This is a genomic window from Vibrio sp. 10N.222.54.A3 (assembly GCF_041474095.1).
In the GTDB taxonomy this organism is placed as follows: domain Bacteria; phylum Pseudomonadota; class Gammaproteobacteria; order Enterobacterales; family Vibrionaceae; genus Vibrio; species Vibrio crassostreae_C.
Map to the genome: position 1 here is coordinate 1 of NZ_JBFRTN010000153.1, position 448 is coordinate 448.

Consider the following 448-nt stretch of genomic DNA (forward strand, 5'->3'; position numbering starts at 1 on the left):
ACACCGGATTCTATTTCCGGTACCAACGGTGACCTGACTATCGATGCTAATGGTCATTGGGTGTTCACCGCCAACAGCGCGTTTAATCAATTGAACGTCGGCGATAAAGTCGAAGAGACCTTCACTGTATCGTCTATTGATGGCACAACGTCAACGGTCAAAGTGACGATTAACGGCACTAACGACGCCGCTACTGTCAGTAGCGCAACCGTTGCCATCGATGAAACCGACAAAGCGGTAACGACATCAGGCACGCTAACCAGTACGGATTTGGATAACCCGGATAACACCTTTACACCAGGTTCGATCACGGGAACCCACGGTGATTTAACCATTGATGCCAATGGTCACTGGGTGTTCACCGCCAACAGCGCATTTAATCAATTAAACGTCGGCGATAAAGTAGAAGAAACCTTCACTGTCACTTCCGTTGATGGCACACCGTCGA

1 protein-coding gene is annotated in these 448 nt (G+C 49.1%); it reads left to right on the forward strand.

Annotation, left to right across the window (positions count from 1 at the left end; genetic code table 11):
- Nucleotides 1–448: VCBS domain-containing protein (locus AB4507_RS22180; protein ID WP_372183406.1), on the forward strand; the 448-nt coding region annotated here is incomplete at both ends.